This window comes from Nocardioides sp. GY 10127 (assembly GCF_004919085.1).
Classification (GTDB): Bacteria; Actinomycetota; Actinomycetes; order Propionibacteriales; family Nocardioidaceae; genus Nocardioides.
The window spans coordinates 445704-464331 of sequence record NZ_STGL01000005.1 but is presented as its reverse complement, the minus strand read 5'-3'; the positions used below and the strand labels follow the sequence as shown (position 1 = coordinate 464331).

At 75.7% G+C, this 18628-nt stretch carries 14 protein-coding genes; 9 read left to right on the top strand and 5 right to left on the bottom strand.

Annotated elements, in window-relative coordinates; all coding sequences use genetic code 11:
- Positions 1-38: 38 nt before the first annotated feature.
- Positions 39-1391, bottom strand: a complete 1353-nt coding sequence (locus E8D37_RS09325) for a family 1 glycosylhydrolase (RefSeq protein ID WP_276606476.1) — start codon at positions 1389-1391, stop codon at positions 39-41.
- 15 nt (positions 1392-1406) lie between these two features.
- Here E8D37_RS09325 and E8D37_RS09320 point away from each other — a divergent pair, with 15 nt between their 5' ends.
- A complete protein-coding gene (locus E8D37_RS09320) occupies positions 1407-2099 on the top strand; it encodes a pirin family protein (protein ID WP_168929698.1) in 693 nt (230 codons plus the stop codon).
- A 78-nt stretch (positions 2100-2177) separates the two neighbouring features.
- On the opposite strand, the gene E8D37_RS09315 is transcribed toward E8D37_RS09320, so the two are convergent.
- Together E8D37_RS09315 and E8D37_RS09310 are read right to left on the bottom strand one after the other, a co-directional pair.
- A complete protein-coding gene (locus tag E8D37_RS09315) occupies positions 2178-3539 on the bottom strand; it encodes an HNH endonuclease signature motif containing protein (protein WP_168929697.1) in 1362 nt (453 codons plus the stop codon).
- Positions 3540-3707: 168 nt separating this feature from the next.
- Positions 3708-5366, bottom strand: coding sequence for an FAD-binding oxidoreductase (locus E8D37_RS09310; RefSeq protein WP_240770306.1), 1659 nt, complete (start codon positions 5364-5366; stop codon positions 3708-3710).
- A gap of 17 nt (positions 5367-5383) precedes the next feature.
- Here E8D37_RS09310 and E8D37_RS09305 point away from each other — a divergent pair, with 17 nt between their 5' ends.
- From E8D37_RS09305 to E8D37_RS09275, 7 genes are all read left to right on the top strand, one after another.
- Positions 5384-6109, top strand: coding sequence for a TetR/AcrR family transcriptional regulator (locus E8D37_RS09305; RefSeq protein WP_136569463.1), 726 nt, complete (start codon positions 5384-5386; stop codon positions 6107-6109).
- A gap of 1 nt (position 6110) precedes the next feature.
- Positions 6111-7712: a glycerol-3-phosphate dehydrogenase/oxidase gene (locus tag E8D37_RS09300; RefSeq protein ID WP_136569462.1), complete on the top strand. Its 1602-nt coding sequence runs from the start codon at positions 6111-6113 to the stop codon at positions 7710-7712.
- Positions 7713-7856: 144 nt separating this feature from the next.
- Positions 7857-8930 (top strand): sigma-70 family RNA polymerase sigma factor, encoded by a 1074-nt coding sequence (locus E8D37_RS09295; protein WP_136569461.1) that lies wholly within the window; start codon positions 7857-7859, stop codon positions 8928-8930.
- A gap of 69 nt (positions 8931-8999) precedes the next feature.
- Positions 9000-10019, top strand: a complete 1020-nt coding sequence (locus tag E8D37_RS20085) for a LuxR family transcriptional regulator (protein WP_136569460.1) — start codon at positions 9000-9002, stop codon at positions 10017-10019.
- A 90-nt stretch (positions 10020-10109) separates the two neighbouring features.
- Positions 10110-11291 carry a hypothetical protein gene (locus E8D37_RS09285; RefSeq protein WP_136569459.1) on the top strand — a complete coding sequence of 394 codons (1182 nt, stop codon included), beginning with the start codon at positions 10110-10112 and terminating at the stop codon, positions 11289-11291.
- Positions 11292-11423: 132 nt separating this feature from the next.
- Positions 11424-11957: a hypothetical protein gene (locus E8D37_RS09280; protein WP_136569458.1), complete on the top strand. Its 534-nt coding sequence runs from the start codon at positions 11424-11426 to the stop codon at positions 11955-11957.
- Positions 11958-12025: 68 nt separating this feature from the next.
- Positions 12026-13528 carry a flotillin family protein gene (locus E8D37_RS09275; RefSeq protein WP_136569457.1) on the top strand — a complete coding sequence of 501 codons (1503 nt, stop codon included), beginning with the start codon at positions 12026-12028 and terminating at the stop codon, positions 13526-13528.
- Between the two features lie 497 nt (positions 13529-14025).
- Here the strand turns inward: E8D37_RS09275 and E8D37_RS09270 are convergent, their stop codons facing one another.
- Positions 14026-15990 carry a penicillin-binding transpeptidase domain-containing protein gene (locus tag E8D37_RS09270; protein WP_136569456.1) on the bottom strand — a complete coding sequence of 655 codons (1965 nt, stop codon included), beginning with the start codon at positions 15988-15990 and terminating at the stop codon, positions 14026-14028.
- A 98-nt stretch (positions 15991-16088) separates the two neighbouring features.
- Positions 16089-17945 (bottom strand): DEAD/DEAH box helicase, encoded by a 1857-nt coding sequence (locus tag E8D37_RS09265; protein WP_136569455.1) that lies wholly within the window; start codon positions 17943-17945, stop codon positions 16089-16091.
- Positions 17946-18253: 308 nt separating this feature from the next.
- On the opposite strand from E8D37_RS09265, the gene E8D37_RS20540 reads away from it, so the two are divergent.
- Positions 18254-18385, top strand: a complete 132-nt coding sequence (locus tag E8D37_RS20540) for a hypothetical protein (protein ID WP_276606475.1) — start codon at positions 18254-18256, stop codon at positions 18383-18385.
- Positions 18386-18628: the final 243 nt, after the last annotated feature.

The window sequence follows — 18628 nt, the reverse complement described above, 5'->3', positions numbered from 1 at the left end:
CCCACCGAGCTCGGCCGAGCCGGCTCAGCCGATGGAATTCAACCGATGGAATTCATCTGGGCGGCGATGACCTGCCGGTACCAGTCGAACGACGCCTTCGGGGTGCGGCGGCGGCAGTCGCGGTCGACGTGGACCAGCCCGAACGGCGTCCCGTCGCCCTGCGCACCGTCGAAGCCGTCGAGCAGCGACCAGACGAAGAGCCCGCGGACGTCCACCCCGCGCGCGGCGGCCGCGGCGACGGCCCGCAGGTGGCCGTCCAGGTAGTCGATCCTGCGCTGGTCGTCGACGTGGCCCGCCTCGTCGATGGGGTCGGCGTAGGCCGCCCCGGCCGCGGTGACGCACAGCGGGGGCAGCGCGGCCCGGTACCGCGCGCGGAAGGTGATGAGCCACTCGCGCAGCGCGACCGGCACGACCGGCCACCCCAGGTCCGTCGTCGGGTAGCCGAGCAGCGGCACCGGCTGGAAGGGGGTCTCGGCCTCCTCGGGCGCGGCGCCGATCCGCATCGGCGCGTAGTAGCTGACGCCGTAGAAGTCGAGCGGCTGCCGGATGATCGAGAGGTCGCCGGGGGCCAGCACGTCCTCGACCAGCACCTCGAGGTCGATCGGGTAGCGGCCCAGCAGCATCGGCTCGGTGAAGAAGCCGTTCCACAGGGCGTCGAAGAGCTTGGTCGCCCCCACGTCCGCCGCGTCGTCGCTGGCCGGCCACATCGGCGCGTGGTGGTTGGCGCAGCCGACGTTGTCGGCCCCCGCGGCGCGCAGGGCGGACGTCGCGACGCCGTGGCCGAGGAGCAGGTGGTGGGCCACCGGGACCGCGTCGAACATCAGTCGACGCCCCGGCGCGTGCGAGCCCGTGCCGTACCCGAGGAACGCCACCACGTTGGGCTCGTCGACCGGGACCCAGCTGTGCACCCGGTCGGCCAGCCGCTCGCCGACCAGCGAGGCGTACTCCCCGAACCGCGCCACCGTCTCCCGGTTGAGCCAGCCCCCGTCGTCCTCCAAGCCCTGCGGCAGGTCGCCGTGGAACAGCGTGACGACCGGGTCGACCCCCGCCTCCAGGAGGCTGTCGACGAGCCGGTCGTAGTGGTCGAGACCCGCGGCGTTGACCGCTCCGCGACCCGTCGGCTGGACCCGCGACCACGAGACCGAGAACCGGTAGGCCTGGACGCCGAGCCGGCCGAGCAGGTCCACGTCCTCCTCGAACCGGTGGTAGTGGTCCGCCGCCGCGCCCGGTGCGGTGGGCATCCCCGCCCGCGCGGCGAAGGTGTCCCAGACGGACGGCCCGCGGCCCTCGACGTCGCCGGCGCCCTCCACCTGGTACGCGGCCGTGGCCACGCCGAAACGGAACCCCGGGGGCAATTGGGGCAGGTGGGGAGAGTCCTGCTGGTCCGGCACGAGACCATCATGGACATGAGCGTCGAGATCCGCCGAGGAACGAGCCGATTCACCACACGTGAGGCAGGGCGTCAGACCCGGCACTCCTTCTCCTTCGGTGCCCACTACGACCCCGAGCGCGTCTCGTTCGGCCGGATCGTCTGCCACGACGAGCACACGCTGCGCCCCGGCGCCGGCTTCGAGACCCACGCCCACGAGGGCCTGGAGATCGTCACCTGGGTCCTCCAGGGCGCGCTCGAGCACCGCGACTCCCTCGGCCACGCCCACACGCTGCGCCCCGGCACCGTCGGGGTGCAGCACGCCGGCAGCGGCGTCGAGCACAGCGAGATGGCGGCCGCGGACGCCGGCGTCACCCGGTTCGTCCAGGTGTGGCTCGTCCCGGACGCCCCGGACGCCGCGCCCTCGTGGGAGCACGCCACCCCCGACCCCGAGGCCCTCGCCGCCGGGGAGCTCGTCGAGACCGGAGCGCGCCCCCTCGCCGGCGAGGCCCGGTTCCTCGTCGCGCGGCTCTCGGCCGGTGCCTCCGTCACGCTGCCCACCGCCCCTCTCGTCCACTGCTTCGTCGCTCGCGGCGCACTGGTGCGCAGCAGCCTCGCCGAGCCGCTCGAGGCCGGCGACGCGTTCCTCCTCGACGGCGAGGACGAGCCCCGCACCGTCACCGCCGCCGTCGACACCGAGCTGCTCGTCTGGACGCTGCCCCCGCGCTGAGCGCGCGCCGGGCTCGTCCGGCCGTCGCCGGGGCTGCTCCTCGCTCCTCACGAGCCCCGTCTCCTCACTCCTGGCTCCTCACTCCCGTCGGTGGAGGTGGAGGCGGCCCGCGCCGGCCTGCTGGACGGTGTAGCCGGGGTCGTGGACCCGTCGGTGGTGGAACGGGCACAGCAGTCGGGCGTTGGCCAGGGTGGTGGCCCCGCCCGCGGCCCAGGGGGTGTCGTGGTGGGTGTGGCAGTGCGCCGGTGGCGCGGTGCAGCCCTCCACCGTGCAGCCGCCGTCACGCAGGGCCAGCGCGAGGCGCTGCTTCGCGGTGTGCAGGCGCCGCGTGCGGCCGAGGTCGAGGACCTCCGAGGGCCCACCCAGGACCGCGGGGACCAGCCCCGCCTCACACACCAGCCGACGGGCCTCGCCCGCGCTGATCCGCGTGCCGGTGTCCAGAGTCGCCGCCTTCGCGGTGCCCAGCAGGTCGGCCAGCGTCATCGTCACCACCACCCTCGCCGCGACCCCACCCGCGCGGGGCAGGTCCTCGACCGGCAGACGGTCGATGAGCTCGGCGAACGCCTGCCCCAGCCGCAGCCGGTACGGCCTGCGCCAGAACGCCTCGGATGCTTGCGCGGGGTCTTGATCGGTGCCCTCGGTGGTGCTCTGGGTGGCGCGTTGGTGCTCGGGGGAGGCGATCGCGGTCAGGACCTTCTCGAGCTGCTCACCCTGCGCCACCGGGATGCGGAAGGTCCCCCAGGTGGAGCCCTGGCCGTCGTGACGCAGCTGGAGGTGGGCGGTGTCCCAGGCATGACGGTCCTGCTCGGCCAGTCGCCTCGCCTCGTGGGCCTCACCGACCTCCGGGGCGACCCGGGTCAGGAGCTCCTCGCCCAGCCGCTTCAACCCCGCCGCGTCCAACGCGGCCTGCCCCTGCACCCCGTCGGCGGAGGACTGGTCGCGGGTGTCGAGTGCCGCGCGGACCATGAGGTCCGCCGCGGAGTCGTGGACCCAGGTCTCCAGCCCGGCGGGGAGCGCCTGGAGAGCCCGCAGGACGGCGGCGACCTGTGCCTCGCTGACCAGTCCCTGCCCGAACACGGCCGCCAGCCGCGGGTGCCGGTCCAGGGCCCGGGCCAGGTTCGAGCGGCGTCGAGCCTCGGCCGGCGTCAGACCCGACCGCAGCGCCAGCCACACCGCCGCGCTCGGCGCACCCGACGCGGACCCGACCCCGACGGTCTCGGCACGGGCGGTCAGTGCGGTGCGCAGCGCGGCCACGCGTGCCTCCAGGGCGGTGACCCGCAGCAACGCCTCCCCGGCGTCGGACTCCCCCAGGCCGGTCAGCGAGACGGCCGAGACCTCCGAGACCGCACCATCCAGGCCCGCGAGCGCGCGCAGCACCGGGTGCGGTGCCGGGTCACCCGGCACCGCCCACCCCTGCTCGTCGTCCTCGCGTCGCTTCACACCCCCCAGACAACCAACAAGCCGACCCCCGCGGGCCCGGCCGGCTCCGGCCTGGGGAACACCCCCACCCCAGCCCGCCCTGTGCACGACTCGTGGCCCAGAGACCGGGGCGCCCACCCGGACTCAGGGCACCAGCACTCAGGGCACCAGCACTCAGGCCACCCGGACTCAGGGCACCAGCACCCCGGGATTGAGCACGCCGGCGGGGTCGAGCTCGGCCTTGAGCGCCCGGAGGACACCGACGCCGACGTCCCCGATCTCGTGGCGCAACCAGGGGCGGTGGTCGCGGCCGACGGCGTGGTGGTGGGTGATGGTGCCGCCGGCGGACACGATCGCGTCGCAGGCCGCGGCCTTGGCCCGGGCCCACCGAGCGGCCGGGTCGCCCCCCTGCGGCGCGGCGACGGTGAAGTAGAGGGAGCAGCCGGTCTCGTAGACGTGGCTGACGTGGCACAGCACGAGGGTGCCGTCGCCGAGGGCGCCGGTCAGCGCGGAGGTCACGGCCTCCTTGAGCCCGTCCACACCGGACCAGAAGGTCGCGGTCTCCAGCGTCTCGACGAGGACGCCGACGTCCAGGAGCGCGTCGCGCAGGTACGGTCCGGCGAACCGTCCGGCCCGCCAGGCCTCTCCGGCGGCCTCGCCGAGGTCGGCCCCGCCGTGCCGGGCGAGCACCTCCGCGACGTCCGCGGACCTCCCCTCGACGTGCCGCGCGCTCCCCTCCACCCCGGCGACGACGAGGCAGCCCCCCTCGCCCCCGGACCCGCCCACGGCGGCGGGGTCGGCCAGGTTGACGGCGGTCTCCACCTCGTCGGAGACGCGGAGGACGGTGGGCAGCAGCCCGGACTGCGCGAGCTCGCGCACGGCGGCGGAGGCCGCACCGAAGTCGGGCAGGCGCCAGCCGGCGAACCGCGACGCCACGGGTGCCCGCCGGACCCGCACGGTCACCTCGGTGACCACGCCGAACGCGCCCTCGGAGCCGAGGAGCACCTGCCGGAGGTCCGGGCCCGCGGCGGACGCCGGCGCCACGCCGAGCCGCCACTCCCCGCGCGGCGTCGCCGCCCGCAGGCCGACGACCATCGCGTCGAAGCGTCCGTACCCGGCCGACGACTGGCCCGACGAGCGCGTGGCCGCGAACCCGCCGATGCTCGCGTGCTCGAACGACTGCGGGTAGTGGCCGAGCACGAGCCCCCGCTCGGCCAGCAGGGCCTCCGCGGCCGGCCCCCGCAGCCCCGCCCCCAGGGTCGCGGTCATCGACACCTCGTCGAGCGCGAGCAGCGCGTCCAGGCGCACCAGGTCGAGGCTCAGCGCCCCGGTCAGCCCGGCCACCCGCGCCGTCCGCCCGCCCGCGACGCCGCCGACGACCCCCGTGCCGCCCCCGAACGGCACCACGGCGCAGCGGTGCGCGACCGCGAGGTCCAGCACCGCCTGCACGTCGTCGTGGTCGGCGGGGCGCACGACGAGGTCGGGCGCGTCGGTGGCGTCGCCCGCGCGCGCCCGGAGGAGGTCCGGGGTGGACTTGCCGCCCGCCCGCAGCCGCCGGACGTCGTCGGCCTCGAGCACGTGCTCCTCGCCCAGGAGGCCGCGGAGCGCGTCGACGAGCGCGGGGGGCAGCGCGGGCGCGGGGGGTAGGCCGAGGGGCCCGGACGCCGTGGTGGACACCCCGAACGCGAGCTCCACGAGGCCCCGGGCCCCGTCGGGCAGCGGACCGGCCGCCTCCGGCAGGCCCCAGCGCTGGGGGTCCATCTCCCGGGGCGGGGTCGGGGCGTGCGCGGGCAGGTGAGCCGGCGGGTGAGCGGGGAGCGTCGCGGGGGACGACTGGGGCCGTGTCATGCGTTACAGTGTGACACATGCCGTCACTTCGTCACATCCCCTCGGAGCCCGAGCTCGGGCAGCGCACCGACGCCTACCTGGACGCCGCCCGCGCCTGCCTGCTCGACCTGGGGTGGCGTCGCACGACCCTCACGGAGGTCTCGCGCCGCGCCGGCGTCAGCCGGATGACGATCTACCGGACCTGGGCCGACATGCCCACGCTCCTCGGGGACCTGATGACCCGCGAGTGGTCGCAGGTGCTCGCGCTCGTGCTGGCCCAGCGATCCCAGCCGGGCGAGGAGAGGGGCGGGGAGGCGGGCGAGGACGCGGGCGAGGACCCGCTCAGTCGCCTCGTCGACGACCTCCTCCTCACGGTGCGCGCCCTGCGCGAGAACGAGCTCTTCTCCCGCATCGTCGAGCTGGACGCCGAGCTGCTGCTGCCCTACCTCCTGGCCCGCCGCGGCCGCTCGCAGGAGCTCATGGCCGGGCTGGTCGCGGAGGCGGTCCGGCACGGGCAGGACGTCGGGGCGGTCCGCGCCGGCGACCCCACGACCATCGCCCGGGCGCTGCTGCTGACCCTGCACGGCCACGTCCTCTCCCGGCACACGATGGTCGACCCCGCCGACGGCCGGCCCGAGGCCCAGCCCGAGGCGGCAACAGACAGGCCGGTCGTCGACGAGGCCGCCCTGGAGGCCGAGCTCGCCGCCCAGCTACGGGGCGCGCTGGCGCCCACCCCCGCACCGACCCCCGCGACGGGCGCCTGACGTGCCCGCGCACGCGCTCCCGGCCGCCCCGCGCATCACGGCGGGCCTCGACGGCGCGCCGACGGAGGTCGACGTCCTCGTCGTCGGGCTGGGCGCCACCGGGTGCGGCGTCGCGCTGGACGCCGTGTCGCGCGGGCTCAGCGTCCTCGCCGTCGACGCCCACGACCTCGCGTTCGGCACCTCCCGCTGGAGCAGCAAGCTCGTCCACGGCGGGCTCCGCTACCTGGCGCACGGCCAGGTGGGGGTGGCTCGTGAGTCGGCGGTCGAGCGCGGGCTGCTGATGAGCCGCACCGCCCCGCACCTCGTCCACCCGCTCCCCCTGCTCGTCCCGCTCACGGACGGCACCCGTCACCGCGCGGCGACGGTGGTCCGCGCCAGCCTGGCTGCGGGCGACGTCCTGCGCCACGCCGCGGGGGCCGGCGCCGGCGAGCTCCCCCGCTCGCGGCGCGTGGGGGCCGCCGAGGCCCTCGCCCTGGCACCTGCGCTGCGCCCCGCCGGCCTGCGCGGGGGCCTGCTCGGGTGGGACGGCCGCCTCGAGGACGACGCCCGGCTGGTCACCACGCTCGCCCGCACCGCCGCCCAGCACGGGGCCCACGTGCGCACCCGCGCCCGCGTGGTCGAGGCGCGGCCCGGCTCGGCGGCGCTGGTCGACACCCTGACGGGGCGCCAGGTCGAGGTCCGGGCGCGGCTGGTCGTCAACGCGACCGGCGTCTGGGCCGCCGGCCTCGACGACCGCCTGCACCTCACCCCGAGCCGGGGTACGCACCTGGTCGTGCGCACCGCCGCGCTGGGCGGCCTCTCCACCGCGCTCTCGGTGCCCGTCCCGGGCGAGCGGGCGCGGTTCGTCCTGCTGCTGCCCCAGCCGGACGGCACCACGTACGTGGGCCTCACCGACGAGCCGGCGCCCGGGCCGGTCCCCGACGTGCCCGAGCCCACCCAGGGCGAGGTGGCGTTCCTGCTGGACGTGCTGGCCGGCGTCCTCGCCCACCCGCCGACGCCCGCCGACCTGCTCGGGGCGTTCGCCGGCCTGCGCCCCCTCCTGGCCGACCCGCACGCCGGGAGCACGGGCGGCACCGGGGACGGCACGGCCGACCTCTCCCGCCGCCACGCCGTCCTGGTGCACGGGGCGCGGGCCGTCGGCGGCGCCCGCGGCGCCGCGCTGGTCACCGTGGTCGGCGGCAAGCTCACCACCTACCGGCGCATGGCGCAGGACGCCGTGGACGCCGGCGTCTCCGCGGCGGGGCTGTCGGCCGGGCCGTGCCGGACCCGGACGCTGCCGCTGAGCGGCGCCGCCCCGCGGGCCGTCCTGGCCTCGCTCGACGCCCCGGCCCGCCTCCTGCGGCGCTACGGCACGGACGCCGCGCTGGTGCTCGCGACCGCGCGCGAGGTGACGGGGCTGGACGACGCGGCGCTGCTGCGGCCGGCCTCTCCGGAGGCTCCCGTCACGCTCGCCGAGCTGGTCTTCGGCGTGACCCACGAGGGCGCGCACGACGCCGACGACCTCCTCGACCGCCGCACCCGCGTGGGCCTGGTCGCGGCCGACCGCGAGGTGGTCCGGCCGCTGGCCGAGGCCGCCCTGGCCGCGGTCGCCCGCGCCGCCTGAGGCGCCGCCCGCACACCTGCCCAGCCGTCCGGCGAGCCGCGCCCCTGGCGGGTGTCGGTGGCAGGGGGCAGACTCCCTGGCGGGCTCACAGCCCACGCCCAGGCCACCCGGGCAGCACCGCGGAGCACGGCAGGGAGACGACGGATGAGCACGACGACGACCGAGCTGGACCTCGAGGCGCTCGTCCGCGCCCACGAGCGCGAGCTGCGGGCGCACTGCTACCGGATGACCGGGTCGGTGCACGAGGCGGAGGACCTGGTGCAGGAGACCTTCCTGCGGGCCTGGCGCGCGCGGGACGGCTTCGAGGGCCGCTCCTCGGCCCGCACCTGGCTGTTCCGGATCGCCACCAACGCCACCCTCAACCACCTCGAGGGGCGGCCCCGCCGCCCGCTCCCCGCGGGGATCGGGACCCCGGACCAGCCGGCCGGCGAGGCCCTGGAGACCGACCACGAGATCGCCTGGCTGGAGCCGGTGCCCGACGCCTGCGTCGAGGTCGCCGAGCGGGACACCATCCGGCTCGCCTTCGTCGCCGCGCTCCAGCACCTGCCCGCGCGACAGCGGGCCGTGCTGCTCCTGCGCGAGGTGCTGCACTGGTCGGCCGCCGAGGTCGCGGAGGCCCTCGGCACGAGCGTCCCCGCCGTGAACTCGGCCCTCCAGCGGGCACGGGCCCAGCTGGCCGCGGTGCGCCCCGACCCGGACAGCCCGCTGGCCGACCGCCTCACCCCCGAGCAGTCGCGCCTGCTCGAGCGCTACACCGAGGCCTTCTGGCGCAAGGACGTCGACCGGATCGCCGCCCTGCTCACCGCCGAGGCCGTGTGGCAGATGCCGCCCTTCACCTCCTGGTTCCGCGGGCGCGAGAACATCGCCTGGCTCATCGGGAACGAGTGCCCCGGCGGCAGCGGCGACATGCCGATGCTGCCGACCACCGCCAACGGCGAGCCGGCGTTCGGGCTGTACATGCGTGCGCCCGACGGCGGCTTCGAGCCGTTCCAGCTCCAGGTGGTGCACCTGGCGGGCGAGCAGGTGCGGGCCGTCGAGGCCTTCTTCGACCCGCGGCTCTTCGCCCTCTTCGGGCTCCCCGGTCGGCTGGAGCCGGACCACCCGGCGGTCCTCGCGCGGCAGGCCCCGGGCGAGGACTCGGAGCACACGCCGGCGGCGGGCGTCGGGGGGACGGCGGCAGGTCCGTGCCAGGCGCAGGAGCGCCCTCCGGGCATCTGACCAGACGTCTTCCTGCCAATCGCCTGAATCCCCCACCCCGCTCCGAGGGCCGCCCGTACTCTCGGCGCCATGCCCCCCAGCACGACCGCGTCGACGCCGACGTCGCCCGTCACCACGTGCACCGGGGCACCTCGCTCGCTCGAGGTCGCACGCGCCTGCGCGCAGCTGCGCGCGGGCAAGGTCTCGCTCACGCTCGCGTCGCTCGCTGCGGTGAACACCTCGCCACTGAGCGGGCTGGATCGGGCCCACCTCCTGCACGCCGAGGTCGACGCCCGTCTGGCGCGCGGCGACCTCCACGGTGCCCGGGACGCGGCCGCGCGCCTCGTCAGCCTGGGTGCCGGGCCGGGTGGCAGCGCCCCCGGGGAGGACGCCGTCCGGGCCGTGGTCGCCCACGGTTCCGGGCTGCTGGCCCTCGCGCTGGGCGACTCGGAGTCGGCCGCCGACGAGCTGGGCCGGGTCGGGGAGCTCCTCCCGGACGCCGACCCCGTCCTGCTCCCGTGGCGCACGGGGCTCGCCCTGGCGCTGGTGCCGCTGGGCCGGCAGCCGGAGGCCGTCGCGCTCGCCACCGAGCACCTGCGCCTCGCCCGGCTCTCCGGCAGCGCCCACGCCGAGGGCCTCGCGCTGCGCACGCTCGCCAACGTCACCAGTGGCGGCGACCGCTCGGACCTGCTGCGCGAGGCGCGGCGAGTGCTCGGTGAGTCCGGGTCGAGCGGGCGCCTGCTGGCCCAGGTCGACACGGACCTCGGCGGGCTCCTGCTGCTCGCGGGCGGCCGGGACGAGGCGGTCGGGCTCCTGCGCAGCGCGGAGACCTACGCCGGCAGGCAGGGCCTGGCCCCGCTGCTGGCCCGCGCCCAGAAGCTGCTGGTGCTCGTGGGGGAGACGGCCGGGTCCATCCCCCCGGACGCCCTGAGCGACCTCACCGTCGCCGAGCGCCGGGTCGCGGCGCTCGCCACCCAGGGGCTGACGAACCGCCAGGTGGCCGAGGAGCTGCACGTCACCGTCAAGGCCATCGAGTGGCACCTGTCGCGGGTGTACCGCAAGCTCGCCATCGGGTCGCGGCGCGAGCTCGCCGCCGCCCTGGGTGTCTGACCCGGCTCCCGACCCGGCGACCTGAGCCGGGCCCGCACCATCGCCGCACTTCCGGGGTCCGGGACCGCCCCGACGTGCGACGATGCCTGCGTGCTGAGGAGGACGGTGCGGACGAGGACGAGGCCGGGCGGCCCCGCCCGGCGGACGACCGCGGCCCCCGTCCTGTCACCCGTCGTGGCCGTGGTCCTGGCGCTGGTCGCCGCGACCGGGCTGGCCGGCTGCGGCCTCACCGGCAGCGCCGCGTCCCAGGTCTCTGCCCGCGTCCTCCAGGCGCCTGCGGCCGCGGAGGTCGGGGTCGCCGACCCGGACACGGAGCCCGCCCGTGTGGACGTGCGCCTGGCAGACGACCTGTCCGTCGAGGACGTCGTCTCCCTCATGGAGCGCGTGGTCGAGGTGGCGGACGCCGAGGGGTACCCCGCGCCGTTCACCCTGCGCGTCCTCGCCCCCGGCTCGAGCACCGACCTCCTTGTCGTGGACTCCGACCGCGTGGCCGCCGACGGCACCGACGACGGCACCGACGACCTGGCCGACGCCGTGCGCGGCTGGCGCGCCTGGGGCGAGGAGCTCAGCGGCACCGTCACCCTCACCCTGGGTGCCGACGACTCCCTCGTGGACGCCGGCACCGACCTGGCCGGGGACGTGCGGGCGCTGCGGGCCTCGCAGGTGGCCGTGCCCGACGACCTGGAGGTCGACCTGCGCGACGCGTCCGGTCGACTCCTCACCCGCGGGCTGCCCACGGCGTCCACGGCCCAGGTGACGGAGCGGCTCGCCGCGGCGCTGGACGGCCAGGGCGGCCAGGGCGGCGACCACGGCGGCGACCAGGGCGGCGACGGCGGGAGCACCTCGGGGTCGGCGGGCGCCCTGCCGCTCGTGTGGAGCCTGTCGGCGGGCGAGCGTCACCTCCTGCTGCGGCTCGTGCTCGACAGCGACTCCGCCAGCGACGGCCGCCTCACCAGCTACCGGCTGGGCCGCGACGTCCGAGGCGAGGTCCGCGACGTCCTCGGCACGCTGCTCGCCCGGGCGGGGAGCGCCTCGCGCACCTGGCTCGCCCTCTCCCTCGAGGCCGCGGCCTCCCCCACGCCCGCAGGCCTTGCGGACGCCGGCACGACGACCGACCGGCTCGGCTGGTGGGTCCACGGCCAGGCGCCCGTGGAGGACCGCGACGCCGCGCGCCGTGGCTGGGACGCCTGGCTGGCCGACCGGGCCGCCGCTGTCGCCGCCGACACCGCAGCCGACACCGCCGCCGACACCGCCGCCGCGGTCACCACCTGACGGCACCCGGGCAGTTCTCCACAGACCCGGGGACCCCCGGTCGGGTCTCACCGCCCATGGGGCAGGATGGGCCTGACTCTTTACCCGACCGGCCACGCACGCACCGGGCCGGCCCACGCGAGGGGGCCCCGCATGACGACCTTCCTGGTCCTGGGTGTGGCCGGCCTCGCCCTGCTGCTGCTCTCCCTCGTGCTCGGGGACGTCCTGGACGGCTTCCTCGACGGGCTCGACGGGCTGGGCGACGGGCTGGGTGGGGACGTGTTCTCGACCGCGGTCATCGGCTCGGCCGTCGCCGCGTTCGGCTTCTCCGCGGGCATCGTGGAGGCCCTGGACGCGCCCTTCGTCGTCTCCCTGCTGGCGGGCGTGGCCGGAGGCACCGGGTTCGGCGCGCTGGCCGTCTGGCTGACCAGGCTGCTGCGCCACGACGAGGCCGAGCCGCCCAGCACGGGCACGGCCGTCGGCCACGAGGCGCTGGTCCTCACCGCGGTGCCCGCCGACGGCTACGGCACCGTCCGCGTGCTCGTGGGCGGGCGCGAGCTGCGGCTCAACGCCCGGCTCGACGCCGACCACCCGCTCCCGCTCGAGGCCGGCGAGCGCGTCCACGTCACCGGCTCGCTCTCCCCGACCGCCGTCACCGTCGCGCCCCTGTGGCGCGAGCTCGGCTGAGGCCCACCACCACCAGCAGCAGCACCACGACCACCCGCACGCCCCCGTCCGTCCGGCAAAGGATTCCCATGGACCTGTCCCTGCTCGTGCCCATCGGCGGCCTCGTCGTCGTCCTCGTCCTCCTGGTCCTGCTCGTCACGAGCCGCTACAAGGTGGCCGGGCCGAACGAGGCCTTCATCGTGACGGGCCGCAAGGGCAAGGCCGTGGTGAACCCGGAGACGGGCGAGCTCACCACCGACCTCTCGGGCCAGAAGGTCATCTTGGGCGGCGGCACGTTCGTCATCCCGTTCGTGCAGAAGCTCGGGACCCTCGACCTCTCCAGCCGCCGGATCTCCGTGCAGATCCGCGGCGCGGTCTCCGGCCAGGGCATCAAGCTCAACGTCGAGGGCGTGGCCATCGTGAAGGTCGGCGGGAACGCCGACCAGATCCGCCTCGCCGCCCAGCGGTTCCTCTCCCAGCAGCAGGACGTGGAGCCGTTCACCCAGGAGGTCCTCGCCGGCGCCCTGCGCTCGATCGTGGGCGGCCTCACCGTCGAGCAGATCATCCGTGACCGCGCGGCGTTCGCCCAGCGGGTGGCCGACGAGTCCGAGAACTCCCTCACCGGCCAGGGGCTCATCCTCGACACCTTCCAGATCCAGGACGTCACGGACGACGGCTCGTACCTGACCGACCTCGGGCGGCCCGAGGCCGCGCGCGTGAGCCAGGAGGCCCGCATCGCCGAGGCCAACGCCCGGCGCGCCGCCGAGCAGGCCCAGATCGAGGCGGAGCAGGAGATCGCCGTCGCCCAGCGCGTCCTCGCCCTCAAGCAGGCCGAGATCAAGGCCGAGACGGACGCCGCGGCGGCCCAGGCGGCGGCCTCCGGCCCGCTGGCCCAGGCGGACCGCGACCAGGCGATCCTCACCGAGCAGGAGAAGGTCGCCGTGCGCCAGGCGGCGCTCACCGAGCGTCAGCTCGAGACCGAGGTCCGCAAGCCCGCCGACGCCGAGCGCTACCGGGTCGAGCAGGAGGCCGAGGCCCGCCGCAGCTCGGAGATCGCGGCGGCCGAGGCGCGCAAGGCCTCGACCATCGCGGCCGCCGAGGCGAAGGCCGAGGAGGCCCGCCTCACCGGTGAGGCCGAGAAGGCCCGCCGCGCCGCCCTGGCGGAGGCGGAGGCCATCGAGGGCGAGCGCCGCGGTGCCGCGGAGCGGGCCCGACGGACCGCCGAGGCGGAGGCCACCCGCGCCGAGGGCGAGGCCCAGGCGGCGGCGATCGCCGCGGTCGGGCAGGCCGAGGCCGAGGCGATGGACAAGCGCGCCCAGGCGTTCGCGGACTACAACGACGCCGCGGTGCTGCAGATGCTCGTCGAGATGCTGCCGCAGCTGGCCCGCGAGGTCTCGGCCCCGATGGCGGCAATCGACGAGCTCACGGTGCTGTCGACCGACGGGGCCAGCGCCCTGCCCCGCCAGGTCGCGACCAACGTCGCGGAGACGATGGAGCTCCTCAAGTCGGCCACAGGTCTGGACATCCAGGCGCTGATCCAGTCCGCCGCGGGCAAGGCCGCCGGCGGCAGCCTGGCCGCGGGCGACGCCTGAGCCGCCGTCCGTCACCGCCCGTCGTCGGCCCGCCGCGCCCGCCGCTCGGCGGGCCGACGACGGTCACCGGCCGACCGTTTCGTCGACACTGGTCGGATACCGATCATCGACGGCGTTGATGGTCGGTATGCCGGACGTCGTCGGGTCCCGACCCGAGCGCTCACCCGCCCGAGGTGAGGCGCTCGCACCCGGCGCCCCGACCGGCTCGCAGCGCCGTTCCCCCACCGGCACGGGCCGCCGGACCTGAGCGCGGGCTGGGCGTCACCTGGCAGTCGACCACCGACCACGACGCGCTGCCGGAATCACCCTCCGCACCGCCCCACCTGGTGACATAGTGGCGGGCGTCGACTTCGGAGGGAGCACTCGGGAGACGACCGGGAGCCCCTTGCTGACCCCATGCGGCAAGGGGCTCCACCCCGTCGCGCGACGCTGTCCCCGTCGCGCGGCGAGGACCCCCACCTGCGGGCCGCCCTACTGGGCCGACCTACTGGGCCGACCTACTGGGCGGCCCGCAGGAACGCCTTCAGGATCGGGCCGGCCGTGCCGGAGCCCGAGTCGCCCACCGCGACGTAGACGGCGACGGCGAGGTCCCCCTGGGCCGCCACCATCCAGGCGTGCGTGCGCGTGGTGCCGTCGTCGTCGAACTCGGCCGTCCCCGTCTTCGCGATGACGGGCTTCCCGGGCAGGTCGGCGAGCAGCGACCCGGAGCCCTGCGTGACGACCCCCCGCAGCAGCGAGCGGAGCTGACGCGCCTCGGTGCCGGTGAGGGCGACGGCGTCGTCCGGGGCGGCGTCCTCGTGGCCCTTCACGAGCCACGGCACCACGGTGCTGCCCTCCTGCACGCTGCCGATGACCGTCGCCATCGCCAGCGGGCTGGCCAGCACCGTTCCCTGGCCGATCATGTCGGCGGCGGCCGTGGTCTCGCTCTCCGGGTCCGGCACCTGGCCGAAGTACGCCGGGAAGCCGACCTCGTGGTCCACGCCGAGGCCGAGCGTCTCCGCAGCGGAGGCCAGGTCGCCGTCGCCGAGACGCCCGTAGGAGGAGATGAAGGCCGTGTTGCAGGAGTTCGCGACGGCGGTGGCCAGCGTGACCCGCCCCAGGCCCGAGGCGGGGTAGCCGTCGTAGTTCTCGAACGCGCGGCCGTCCACGGTCGCCGTGGTCGTGCACGACACCTTCGAGGTGGGCGTGAGACCGGTGCGCAGCAGCGCCAGGCTGCTGACGATCTTGAACGTGGAGCCGGGCGCCGCCTGGCCGTAGGTGGCGACGTTGATCCCGTCGTTGCCGGGGCCGTTCGCGGCGACCAGCACCGCTCCCGTGCTCGGCCGGATCGCCACGAGGGCGCTCGCGGGGCCGACGTCCGCCAGGAGCGCCTCCGCCTTCTCCTGCAAGGGGACGTCGAGGCTCAGCGCGAGGTCCTGACCGTCCTGGGCCGCGACCCGGTGCAGCCGCACCGGGTCGGCGTCCGGGTCGTCCGCGTCCTGGCTCGGCACGGCCTGCACCAGCTCCCCCGCGGTCCCGCGCAGGCGCTCGTCGTAGCGGGACTGCAGTCCGGAGAGCCCCGCGACGTCACCGGCCTGGTAGGTGTCCGGGTCGTCCTCGACCATCTCGGCCGTCACGTCGCCCACGGTGCCGAGGATCGGCGCGGCGAAGTCGCGGGTGGGCGCCAGCGGCCGGGTCGAGCGGACGGCCAGCACGCCCGGGACGTCCTGGTAGGTCCGGGCCAGGCGACGCGGCACGTCGGCGACGCGGTAGGTGATGGCCTCCACGTAGGCGCTGTCGCCCGCGGCCTTCACCTGCGCCACGTAGTCCGCGACATCGATGTCGGTCAGCCGCGCGAGGGTCCGCGCCGAGGCCAGCGCCCTGCTGCCGTGCACGTGCGCCTTGTCGAGGCCGAAGGTGACGACGGGACGCTCGGTGACGATGGTCTGCCCGCCGGCGCCCGTGATGTCCCCGCGCGCGGCGGCGAGCGTGCTGCGCTCGAGCACCCAGCCGTCCGCCAGGTCGGGCGAGACCACCGAGGGGGCCCACGTCAGCAGCCAGCTCCGGTCGTCGACGCCGTCGCCGTCGTCGTCGTGCGCCTCCCCGGTCAGGCCGAGCGTCGCGGTCGAGGTGTAGCTCCAGTCCCCGGTGTCCAGCGGCCAGGTCCACGTCAGCGTGACGGCGGCGCTCGGCTCGTCGGCCGAGGACTCGCTCCCGCTCACCTCGACGTCGGCGACGTCGACGGTCGGCTCGACGTCCCCCATCCCGTCCACCACGGCCCGCAGGTCCTTGGTCGCGGTCTTCGCCGAGCCGTCCACGAGGCCGTCGCCGAGCCGCTCCCGGGCCAGGGCCGTGGCCAGCGCGCTCGCCGCCGCGTCGGCGTCCGGGAGGTCCGGGTCGCCCCCCAGCAGGGAGCAGCCCGCCAGCGGGCCGACGAGGGCCAGGGTCAGGCAGGCGGCGAGGGCGAGGGGACGGCGGGGCATGGGGCCATGCTCGCAGCCGTCACCGACAGGCAGACCACCCCGCCTCCCCGGACGAGGCGCCAGTGCGAGGCACCAGGAGGAGGCGGGCTGGTCGCCGGTCAGTCGTTGTTCTTGTGGCGGGGCTTGCGGTCCTTGAAGTCGCCCCGGCGGTCGTCACGGCGGTCGTCACGGCGGGGGCCGCGGTCGTAGCCGTCGTCGCGCCGCGGACGGCCACCGCCGCCCTGGCGCGGGCCACGGTCCGGCTTGATCTCGATCAGCTTGCCGGAGATGCGGGTGTCCGCCAGCGCCGCGTACACCGACGCCGGCAGGTCCGCGGGCAGCTCGACGAGCGAGAAGTCCGGACGGATCTGGATCTTGCCGAAGTCGCGCCGGTTGAGGCCGCCCTCGTTGGCCAGCGCGCCGACGATCTGGCGGGGCTCCACGCGGTGCCGCTTGCCGACCTCGATGCGGTACTGGGCCAGGCCCTCGCCACCGCTGCGCCGGCGGTCGCCGCGGGCGGCGCCCGCACGCTCGTCGCGCGCACCCCGCTCGGGGCGCTCGCGGCCCGGCGGCGGGGAGTCGATGACGTCGTGGGCCGGGTCGAGCAGCAGCGGGGTGTCGCCCTGGGCGACCACGGCCAGCGCCGCGGCCACGTCGGCCTCCGGCACGTCGTGGTGCCGGACGTAGTGGTCGACGATGTCGCGGAACGCGCTGATCCGCTCGGACTGCTCCAGCGCCTCGGTGATGGCGTCGTCGAAGCGGGCCAGGCGGGTGGAGTTCACGTCCTCCACGCTCGGCAGCTCCATGGCGGCCAGCGGCTGGCGGGTCGCCTTCTCCAGGTGCTTGAGCAGGTAGCGCTCGCGCGGGGTGACGAAGGAGATCGCGTCGCCGCTGCGCCCGGCACGGCCCGTGCGGCCGATGCGGTGCACGTAGGACTCGGTGTCGGTCGGGATGTCGTAGTTCAGCACGTGGCTGATGCGCTCGACGTCCAGGCCGCGCGCGGCCACGTCGGTGGCCACGAGGACGTCGAGGGAGCCGTCCTTGAGCTGCCCGACCGTCCGCTCGCGGACGTTCTGGGGGACGTCGCCGTTGATCGCCGCGGCGGCGAAGCCGCGGGCGCGCAGCTTCTCGGCGACGAGCTCGGTCTCCTGCTTGGTGCGGACGAAGACGATCATCGCCTCGAAGTTCTCGACCTCGAGGATGCGCGTGAGCGCGTCCAGCTTCTGCTGGTAGCGCACCACCAGGAAGCGCTGGGTGATGTTCGCGTTCGTCGCGGTGCGGCCCTTGACGTGGATCTCCACCGGGTCGTTGAGGTACTGCTGCGAGAGCCGGCGGATCTGGTTCGGCATCGTGGCCGAGAAGAGCGCGACCTGCTTCGTCGACGGGGTCTCGGCGAGGATCGTCTCCACGTCCTCGGCAAAGCCCATCGTCAGCATCTCGTCGGCCTCGTCGAGGACGAGGAAGCGGAGCTCGGAGAGGTCGAGCGTGCCCTTGTCGAGGTGGTCGATGATGCGACCGGGGGTGCCGACCACGATGTGCACGCCGCGGCGCAGCGCGGAGAGCTGCACGCCGTAGCCCTGACCGCCGTAGACGGGGAGGACGCGGACGCCCGGCGTCTTCGCGGCGTACTTCTCGAACGCCTCGCACACCTGGAGCGCGAGCTCACGGGTGGGGGCGAGCACGAGCGCCTGCGGGGCGGACTGCTTGAGGTCCAGCCGGGACAGGATCGGCAGCGCGAAGGCGGCGGTCTTGCCGGTGCCCGTCTGGGCCAGGCCCGTGACGTCGCGGCCGGACAGCAGCGTGGGGATGGTCTCCGCCTGGATGGCGGAGGGGGACTCGTACCCGACGGCGCGCAGCGCCTCGAGCACGGGCTCGGACAGCCCGAGGTCGGCAAAGCCCGGTGCGGTCGCCTCGACCGCCTCCTCGGGCTGGGTGGCCTGCACGTCGTCGGCGGCCGGGGGGTTCTCGTCGTTCACCGTGCAAGCGTAGGCGCTCCGCCGCCGTGCGCCCCCATCGTCGCGCGGGCGTTCCGGGCCCGGGCCGAGGGGCTCCCGACCCTCCAGGTGAACATCAGGTGGCCGTGTCGTTCACCTTCCGTTCACCTTTTTTCCGGCTCGTCCCCGGACGCCGCGGGAACGCATCCCCCCAGGTCAGGGCGTTGTGACGACAAGCAGGGCACCGGAACGTCCAGGTGGGCGAGACGACTCACACTGCCGTTCAGGTGGCCGATGGTGAATGTGGCTGCTACCTTTGGTGAACAGAAAGTGAACGGGAGGTGTCCATCATGACTGACTCGATGCTGCACGACGGCCTGCACCTGGTGTGGGAGAACGTCGTCGACGCGGACGGGACCAGCCACCTGGAGTCCCACTGGCTGAACGACGCCGGCTTCGTCGTCGCCAGCCCCGCCGCCTGAGCAACGCCCCCCAGGCGCTGCTCCACGACCCGACCTCGACGGCCCGACCCGTCTCGGGCCCCGCACGAGAGCCCCGCTCCCACCTTGGGAGCGGGGCTCTCTGCATGTCCGGGGCAGGTCCAAGAACCCAGGTCAGCGCTGGTGGTCCAGACCGGTTCTCGGCGCGTCGGAATGGATCTGGACCGCGGTCCGGTTAGAGTGGTTGAAGTTTGTACGACCCCCCACCGGGCGGTCGTCGCGGCC

What these genes read in the sequence shown, in the direction of transcription:
- E8D37_RS09270 (WP_136569456.1), bottom strand. Translation starts at nt 15,990, where the DNA reads ATGCCCCGCCGTCCCCTCGCCCTCGCCGCCTGCCTGACCCTGGCCCTC.
- E8D37_RS20540 (WP_276606475.1), top strand. Translation starts at nt 18,254, where the DNA reads ATGACTGACTCGATGCTGCACGACGGCCTGCACCTGGTGTGGGAGAAC.
- E8D37_RS09275 (WP_136569457.1), top strand. Translation starts at nt 12,026, where the DNA reads ATGGACCTGTCCCTGCTCGTGCCCATCGGCGGCCTCGTCGTCGTCCTC.
- E8D37_RS09280 (WP_136569458.1), top strand. Translation starts at nt 11,424, where the DNA reads ATGACGACCTTCCTGGTCCTGGGTGTGGCCGGCCTCGCCCTGCTGCTG.
- E8D37_RS09320 (WP_168929698.1), top strand. Translation starts at nt 1,407, where the DNA reads ATGAGCGTCGAGATCCGCCGAGGAACGAGCCGATTCACCACACGTGAG.
- E8D37_RS09305 (WP_136569463.1), top strand. Translation starts at nt 5,384, where the DNA reads ATGCCGTCACTTCGTCACATCCCCTCGGAGCCCGAGCTCGGGCAGCGC.
- E8D37_RS09295 (WP_136569461.1), top strand. Translation starts at nt 7,857, where the DNA reads ATGAGCACGACGACGACCGAGCTGGACCTCGAGGCGCTCGTCCGCGCC.
- E8D37_RS20085 (WP_136569460.1), top strand. Translation starts at nt 9,000, where the DNA reads ATGCCCCCCAGCACGACCGCGTCGACGCCGACGTCGCCCGTCACCACG.
- E8D37_RS09310 (WP_240770306.1), bottom strand. Translation starts at nt 5,366, where the DNA reads ATGACACGGCCCCAGTCGTCCCCCGCGACGCTCCCCGCTCACCCGCCG.